This window comes from Paenimyroides tangerinum, assembly GCF_003865405.1.
Taxonomy (GTDB): Bacteria; Bacteroidota; Bacteroidia; order Flavobacteriales; family Flavobacteriaceae; genus Flavobacterium; species Flavobacterium tangerinum.
Genome location: NZ_RQVQ01000069.1, coordinates 1 through 7,751 on the forward strand (window position 1 = coordinate 1; position 7,751 = coordinate 7,751).

Sequence of the window (7,751 nt, forward strand, 5' to 3'; positions counted from 1 at the left end):
TGTATAATGATGAACCCATTGGTTTTTTTATTCTTGATAAAGGCAATGATAAATTTAAACTAAACAGATAACAAATTTGCTATTTTGCTTCGGTCTTTTTCCCTAAGCCCAATTTATCAGGGGAAAGGGTTAGGTAAGAAATCGGTATTGTTAATTACAGATTTATTGAAACAAAAATATCCTGAAATAAATGAAATAGTATTATCTGTAAACGTCAGGAATATCAATGCATATCATACTTATCTGAATGTAGGTTTTTTTGATACTGAAAAATATGTAGAGGGAATTATGGGACAACAGCATATACTAAGTAAAAAAGTTTAAAAACCTTCCATAGTCAATTCATTATTTACCATTGCTCCCGTAAGATTCCCCGTTGATACTGCATTGGCTACCGAACGCATCGGACTTGAATTATCTCCACAAGCATAGATGCCAGGAATGGTTGTTTTTTGAAATATATCTACTTTTAGGTGTCCCATTTCTGTTGTTTCACAACCTAAATCTAGGGGAATTTTACAATGTTGTTCAAACGGAATTGCTGCATAAGCTACATTAAAGTTTTCTTCTGAACCATCTTCAAATATTAAAGTTGAAATAGTTCCATTTTGGTGTTTAATTTCTTTTACTTCTTTTTCAATGATATTAATTTTATGATTTTTCAGTTTGGCATATTGTTCTTCCTTAAACTCCGCTTTACCTGTAGTTATAATAGTGATTTCGTTGGTTAGATTATTAACTAAAGAAGCTACGTGAAAAGCTCTGTCACCGTTTGCTATTATTGCGGTTTTCTCTCCTTTAAACTCATAACCGTGGCAATACGGACAATGAATAACCGATTTTCCCCAACAATCTTCAAAACCTTTTATGTTTGGAAAAATATCTTTCACCCCTGTGGCAAATACAAGTTTTTTTCCTGAGAATTTATCACCAGATTTTGTTTGGATTTCAAAGCCATTATTTGTTTTTTTTCCTGCAACAGCAAGTCCGTTAAAGAATTTTACTGTGTTATAATTCAACACTTGTTCTTTAGCTTTGGTTGCAATTTCAGAAGGAACAGCTCCATCGTGCGTGATAAAATTGTGCGAATGTGGTGTGTAGCGGTTACAAGGTTTACCACTGTCGATAATCAAAACGTTTTTTACCGAACGCCCTAAAGCCATTGCTGCGGAAAGTCCGGCATAACTGCCACCTATAATAATTACATCGAATTGATTTTTGTCTGTCATAATATTGAATTTTGTAAATGCTGTTAATGGAAAAGGTATTGCCAAAGCGGTGAGTACTAACCCACCCTGTTTTATGATTGTTCTGCGTGATATTTTATTACTCATTATTTATATATCTTTTGGAAAAGGGTCGTTGAACTTTATATTTTTGTCAAACAAATATTGCTCGTTGTCCTGCAACAAACATTTTTCAAGGTTGGCAATCATCTTTTTCTTGTCAATGTCCTGCCCGATGAAAACAAGCTCATTCATACGGTCGCCCCATTGTTTACTCCAACGGTCTTCGATTAAATCCTTATTGTGAATAAAAGAAGCATACCGCATACGTTCGCTAAACGGCATACTGCACCACCAAACACCTGCACGTTCCAATCGTGATGAACCGCCTGCCTGTGAAAAGTTAAGAGCTTCATTAGGTCGTGATGCTAACCAAAACAAGCCTTTTGCACGTATTATTCCGGTTGGATAGTCCGCATTCAAATAGTTCCAGAAACGTTCAGGATGGAATGGTTTCTGGTTACGGAATACAAATGAGCTAATTCCGTATTCTTCGGTTTCGGGTGTGTGGGTTTCTGCTTCTAATTCTTTTTGCCAGCCAGCCGAATTTTGAGCTTCCTCAAAATCAAATAAATTGGTATTTAATATTTCTGTAGGTGCTATTCTTCCAAATTCTGAAGTAATTATTTTAGCACCAGGATTGAGCTTAGATAAAGCAGATTTTAATAATCCAACAGTATCTTTATCAACTAAATCGGTTTTGTTCAGGATAATCACATTGGCGAATTCGATTTGGTCGGTCAATAGATTTACAATAGTTCGGCAATCCCCCTCCATATCGGTCAGATTACGGTCTTGCAGAAGCTCATTTGTTCCGAAATCCTTGAAGAAATTATAGCAATCAACCACAGTTACCATTGTATCTATATAACTGAAACGGGAAAGGTCTATGCCGTTTTCTTCATCGATGTATGAGAATGTTTGTGCAACAGGTATAGGTTCACTAATACCTGTGCTTTCAATCAGCAGGTAATCAAAACGTTTTTCTTTGGCTAACTTTTCAACTTCAAGCATTAAATCTTCACGTAGGGTGCAACAGATACAACCATTACTCATTTCTACTAATTTTTCTTCCGTTCGTGAAAGGGTATTTTGGTTTTCTACCAATCTTGCATCCACGTTTACTTCGCTCATATCATTGACAATAACAGCTACTTTCAGTCCGTCTTTGTTATGCAAAACGTGGTTGAGCAAGGTAGTTTTTCCTGCTCCGAGAAAACCGCTCAAAACGGTTACGGGAAGTTTGTTGTTTTTCATTAGTGTTTGTGATTTCTAAAGTTGATAAAATGTCCGATAATAAGACCTGCAGCACCCATATACATAGTTGGGCTGTGCCAATGGAAAAGAATGTGAACCATTACGGAAAAAGAAATAAGAGCAACCGAACCCCATAACACGTATTTTAATAATATCGAGTGATTGTTTTTTGTAGTTTTATAAACACTCCATATTCCTAATAGTAAAAAAGCAAGATCTATATAAGGATTATGCGAAATCCCGATTGGAATAAAAATAAGTAACGGAAATATAACGCAATGTATCATACACAAAAAGGCAGCAGACATTCCTATAAGGTCATAATTTTTTGATTTCATAATATTTACTAATGCAATTCTGTTGCAAAAATATGTATTATATTTGTAATCGCAACGAAGTTGCATTAAAATAATTCTATCAAGATGAAAAAAAGTCGTAATACAATATCTAAAACCAAGATAATTAGTGTAATAACTGATTCAAAAACCGCATTGTCCCATTCGGAAATTCACGAAATATTAGATGGTTTTTGTGATAGAGTCACAATTTATCGGGTATTAGACCGATTAATAAACGAAGATTTGGTACACAAAATTGTAACTATTGACGGCGTGGTCAAATATGCCGCCTGCCACGATTGTTCTTCTGTTGAACATCATCATAACCATATTCATTTTAGCTGTGAACAATGCCATACAGTAACTTGTATTGAAGAGGTTGCTCCTTCCTTTAAATTGCCTAAAAAATACAAGGTTCACAACGTTAATTTTACGGTATCGGGAGTCTGCCCAAATTGTTTGTGACTTTTTGTAACCAAGAAATGCTCCATATCAAAATGTATGGAGCCTTCCTACCAAACCGACTCTTGTAATTTATGGAAATACAACAGCTACTTCTTACGACAAAAGTAGTTATCGAGACGGTTTTATTTTAATGTAATCCTCTTATGAATTCATATTCTCCATCCAAAGGGTTTTTAGTGTTATTTAATTCTTTCGATTTAGATAAACGTAATGATATGCTGTTCAGGTCAACGAATAATTTAATAATCCAAAAAAACAATACAACTGATAAAATCACTAAAAATGTACTCATAATCTTAATTGTTTATGGTTAATATATATTCTGTTAAAGTACTCATGTCTTCATCGGATATTTTAGGAAAACCGGGCATTTGTGGAGCATTAGGGCGTTTTTTTCCTGGCTTTTTTATCCAATTGATTAAATCTGTTTTTTTGTCTTTATAGATGGCAGCCATTTCGGTAACCGGCGGACCTACAAGCATTTCTTTAGGTTTGTGGCATGCTGCACAGTTTTGATTGAATACTTTTTTACCTTTATCTGCCAAAGAGAGGTCTGCCGAATTTTCTGCTGCTTGTGCTCTTCTGCTTTTTACAAAAGCTTCTTTTTTTATTTTTTGAAATTCTTCGGTTCTTAATTTAACCAATTTTTGATGTGGTTCCAACGCATTGGCTCTGTAAATCTGTCTTCCCGAACCCATAAAAACAACCGTAATACTCATCAGTATAACTACCTTATAAAAGTTCTTCCCGATATTTTCTCTGGAAGCCTGTAATCCTTTCCACATCATCCACATCGCAGGAAGTGCCATTGCAACTCCTGTAAAGATTACAAGAATTAAATTCCACCCCATTCCTTTGGTGGGAAGTGTAAGCAATACTATTGGGCCGATAAGCATTTGGCAGATTGAAGCAATAAGAGCCAAAGAATATCCTTTTCTCTGAATATCATACCTTGTGAATCCGGGAAGTAAATTTTCGAATTCATAATTCTTACGACTCATATACCAAAACAAAAATAACCCTGTAACTGCCAATGAAGCAAAAAGAAAATGAAAATATCTTGGGAAAACATTAGGAAGCATCATCGCATTAAAAAAGCCTTTTACTACAGCCCATTTTTCGGGAAACATCATCAGGTTGATGTTTGTCAGGAAAATAAAAGGAATAAATAGCAATATGACTGTTGCCAAGGCTAAAATAGAGATATGTACCGCCTTGTTATTCTCAAATACTTTCCAGGTATATTTGTGCAGGTAGGTAAGTAAAAAAGCAATGGTAACCAATGGAATCACAGCTATCCAAGCCAATCCTGTCAAAGCATTTGCGGAATAGAAATAAACAGTATAAAGAACATTTATACTTAAAAGCGGAGCTACTCCAAGCACAACAGCAATACTTTTGTTTACAGTAATAGTACTTGCAATTTCTTTTGCCAACAAGTCGTATTTCTTGTCTTTTAATCCTTTTATTTGTGACCAAAGTGTAAGTAATGTTCCTCCAAGCATCAGATTGACAAAAACCAAATGTGCCAAAAAAGAAATCACCAAAATGATAATCAAAAGCCATTCGGGTAAAGGCAATGGTAAGGGAAGGTCTTTAGGAACAGGTGTCGGTATGTTTGTCTGTAAGCTAATCAATAAACTATTTATCATCTTCATAATCGTTTGTTTTATTTTGTTTGTTAATTACTGCCTTAACCGTATAGTCTGAGTTGATCATTACACCTTCGGTTTGAACTCCTTCTATCGACTCTCCTGAATCCTGAAGATACCTGATGTAAATTGCCAAAGCTTCTGCTTCTGCTTCATTTCCGGGAAAAGGAGGCATATAATTTCTTCCCGTATGCATATTCGGCATATAAGCAGCCATTATAGCTACATTCAAAGTATCTTTTGTACCTGTCATTCGTTCAAAAACATCTACTACACTGTTTACACCTTGCCCTGTATGGCATCTGCTACAAGCCAACATAAATATGTTCCTTCCTGCTTCGAGTTTGTTGTCATCTGTAACTTCGTTAACCGAAGTATAAGTAGCGTGTTTCAAGATTCCGTCCTGCTGATAAACGACCATATCTTCTTCCAATAGTAGGTTTGAATACATATACTGACCAATTACATAGGGTTTTCGGACAAATTCACGGACTCTTTCAAAAAAGCCTAGAAAAGCAAAAGCAAACACGACAGGCAACACAACCATATACGGACGTATTATTTTTGCCTTAAATAAACCAATAACGGCTATTACAACCGATAAACTAACTCCTCCTATGATGAAATATTTAAGTAAACCGTAGTATTGTGCGAAGTCCATAGTTCCTACAGCCGTACTCATATTAGCCGTCATTCCTTCAGGAATCGCTTTATAATACCAAACTGCTCCGAAAAGTGTGTATGGAGCCCACAGGATAATCCATTTTGAAATAGATTTTACAGCATCCTTCCTGATTTGTGTTCCGTATTTTGTAAATATTGTGGCTAATAATAGTCCGAATGCACCCGCCATTAACATTGCCATAGGTGTTCGGAAAGCTAATTGAGGAATGTAAAGCGGATTAGTAAAACCATTAATAAGGTTCGGATTACTGTTCCAGTTTCCAGGATCCATCATAAAACCCAGAATTGCCACAATGATTGTCATTGTAATCCAAGATGCTAAGCTTAAAAACCAACCGAAACGTATGTGACGGATTTTTGCTCTGAGTGATTTATTACTGTTTTTCCAGGTAAGAAAATAAATCATTATCAGAATAACTTCGGTAACAAATACAATCCATTCTGTAAACCAAGCCCAATAAAATACACGAATCAGAGAACCTATAGATGAAGGACTGATTAGAGAAGCTGAAAACCATATTCCGACTCCTGTCATTGCTCCAATAGTCGTAGTAATTATAAAAGCGACTTTCATCATTTTATACACTTTTTCATCCCATTCTAAATCTGTAATTTGATTAGCTCCGCTTCGTTTAAGCCCTTTTTGTTCTAACCAGGTTACTAATGGAATAAAACCGACTGCCAAACCGTGGTTTATAATTACGTGAAGTGTTGCAATTCCTGCAATAAGCATCCGATTGTTTAGCCAATCAAGATGAAACATAGGAAAATCCATAATCGTTTCTGTTTTTGTTTTGGCAAATTTCCTTTATAGATAAGGATTAACCGAAAAATAAAAAAGCAGATTGTTTAACTAAACAATACTGCTTCTTTATTAAAAAAGGACTTGTATTTAATTTTTAAAGTCTCGTAATTTCTATTTTCAATTCAGCTATTTATTATTTTATTCTTCTGTTCGTTTCTTTCTGAATTGTTCTGGAGTCTGACTTGTCGTTTTCCTGAAGAAGGTAACAAAATAAGAAGTGTGCTCAAACCCTAATTCGTTTGCAATTTCATTAATAGAATAATTGGTGTAATGTAACAATCTTTGTGCTTCAAGTACTACGTGTCTTCTGATTAAATCACCTGAAGTCGCTCCTAAAGTTTTTTTACAAATCTTGTTCAGATAATTTGTGCTCACATTCAATATTCTAGCATAATCGGATGGAAGCTTCATTGTTTTGAAATTCTTCTCTATTAGCTTCTGAAATTTCTGAACTTTTTCTTTTGTCGGATTATTAGATTCCATATTCCTCAATGGATTATAGAAACGTTCTATCTCGATAAGTAGAATATTCAGAAACGAGCGAAGGGCTTTTTTAGAAGCTTTCTTCTTGTTGGTAAACTCGTTATGCATAAATAATATTAAAGATTTCAGATAAGATAAATTATCGTTTGAAACCCTTATTACAATTTTAGATTCCCTATTAAAAAAGGAAAATTGATTGAGTACATTATTGTTGTACCTTAATGAAAAGAAGTCTTCTGTAAAGCATATTATTTTTCCAATGGCTTCTCTGTTTAAATATAGTTCGGTAATGCAATTTGGTTTAATGATAAATACCTGAGCATCATCAATACGGATTTTATTATTATCGATAATAATTTCACCTCTTCCTTTTTCTACAATTAGAAAAGTATAAAAAGTACTTTCGTGAGGATGTTCTAAAAAAGAATATTTCCCCAAAAGGTTATCAATGGAATCAATCCAGAAATCCGTTGTATCATCAAACAAACCAATATCGCAAACCGGCAAGCGGTCTGTTTGCATAATTTTGTATTAGTTTTTATTTTTAATCAACTTGTTCAATAAAGAATTAAACAAACTCGGGTGGTTGAAAAACAGAAAAAACTAATTTTGAGAGTATAAAATTGGAGGTGTATTCAGGATAATCTATCTGAGTGAAAGCCTGAATATAAGCCGTAACAGGTTTATAATTTATGACTTGGAGAAATAAAGGATGAATTTCTTTATTTTTAATATTTGGTATTTGCTGTTCTTTTTCTGCATCAGCAGAAAGTTCTTTTTC

9 protein-coding genes and 1 pseudogene are annotated in these 7,751 nt (G+C 34.5%); 2 read left to right on the forward strand and 8 right to left on the reverse strand.

Going from position 1 to position 7,751, the window contains the following annotated elements:
* The first annotated feature begins 84 nt into the window (after positions 1–84).
* Complete coding sequence (locus EG240_RS17120; protein WP_158612039.1) at positions 85–324, forward strand: GNAT family N-acetyltransferase; 240 nt, start codon at positions 85–87, stop codon at positions 322–324.
* On the opposite strand, the gene EG240_RS15760 is transcribed toward EG240_RS17120, so the two are convergent.
* The 3 genes from EG240_RS15760 to EG240_RS15770 all read right to left on the reverse strand — a co-directional run bounded on the left by EG240_RS15760 (position 321) and on the right by EG240_RS15770 (position 2,947).
* Complete coding sequence (locus EG240_RS15760; protein ID WP_203229333.1) at positions 321–1,229, reverse strand: NAD(P)/FAD-dependent oxidoreductase; 909 nt, start codon at positions 1,227–1,229, stop codon at positions 321–323. The two genes, EG240_RS17120 and EG240_RS15760, sit on opposite strands and share 4 nt — an antisense overlap.
* Positions 1,230–1,337: 108 nt before the next feature.
* Entirely contained in the window at positions 1,338–2,543 is a 1,206-nt protein-coding gene (locus EG240_RS15765) for a GTP-binding protein (RefSeq protein WP_125020292.1), read from the reverse strand.
* On the reverse strand, positions 2,543–2,947 hold the full coding sequence (locus tag EG240_RS15770; protein ID WP_235830406.1) for a MerC domain-containing protein: 405 nt from the start codon (positions 2,945–2,947) through the stop codon (positions 2,543–2,545). Before EG240_RS15770 ends, EG240_RS15765 begins: the two co-directional genes overlap by 1 nt.
* Before the next feature lie 18 nt (positions 2,948–2,965).
* Here EG240_RS15770 and EG240_RS15775 point away from each other — a divergent pair, with 18 nt between their 5' ends.
* Complete coding sequence (locus tag EG240_RS15775; protein ID WP_125020293.1) at positions 2,966–3,346, forward strand: Fur family transcriptional regulator; 381 nt, start codon at positions 2,966–2,968, stop codon at positions 3,344–3,346.
* A gap of 127 nt (positions 3,347–3,473) precedes the next feature.
* On the opposite strand, the gene EG240_RS16560 is transcribed toward EG240_RS15775, so the two are convergent.
* From EG240_RS16560 to EG240_RS16565, 5 genes and pseudogenes are all read right to left on the reverse strand, one after another.
* Positions 3,474–3,638: a hypothetical protein gene (locus EG240_RS16560; RefSeq protein ID WP_158612040.1), complete on the reverse strand. Its 165-nt coding sequence runs from the start codon at positions 3,636–3,638 to the stop codon at positions 3,474–3,476.
* A 4-nt stretch (positions 3,639–3,642) separates the two neighbouring features.
* A complete protein-coding gene (locus EG240_RS15780) occupies positions 3,643–5,004 on the reverse strand; it encodes a c-type cytochrome (RefSeq protein WP_235830407.1) in 1,362 nt (453 codons plus the stop codon).
* Positions 4,988–6,457: a c-type cytochrome gene (locus EG240_RS15785; RefSeq protein WP_125020294.1), complete on the reverse strand. Its 1,470-nt coding sequence runs from the start codon at positions 6,455–6,457 to the stop codon at positions 4,988–4,990. The genes EG240_RS15780 and EG240_RS15785 overlap by 17 nt, the downstream gene beginning before the upstream one ends.
* 168 nt (positions 6,458–6,625) lie before the next feature.
* Positions 6,626–7,492, reverse strand: coding sequence for a helix-turn-helix domain-containing protein (locus EG240_RS15790; protein ID WP_125020295.1), 867 nt, complete (start codon positions 7,490–7,492; stop codon positions 6,626–6,628).
* Positions 7,493–7,538: 46 nt separating this feature from the next.
* Positions 7,539–7,751: pseudogene (locus EG240_RS16565) on the reverse strand (hypothetical protein); the annotation flags it as partial.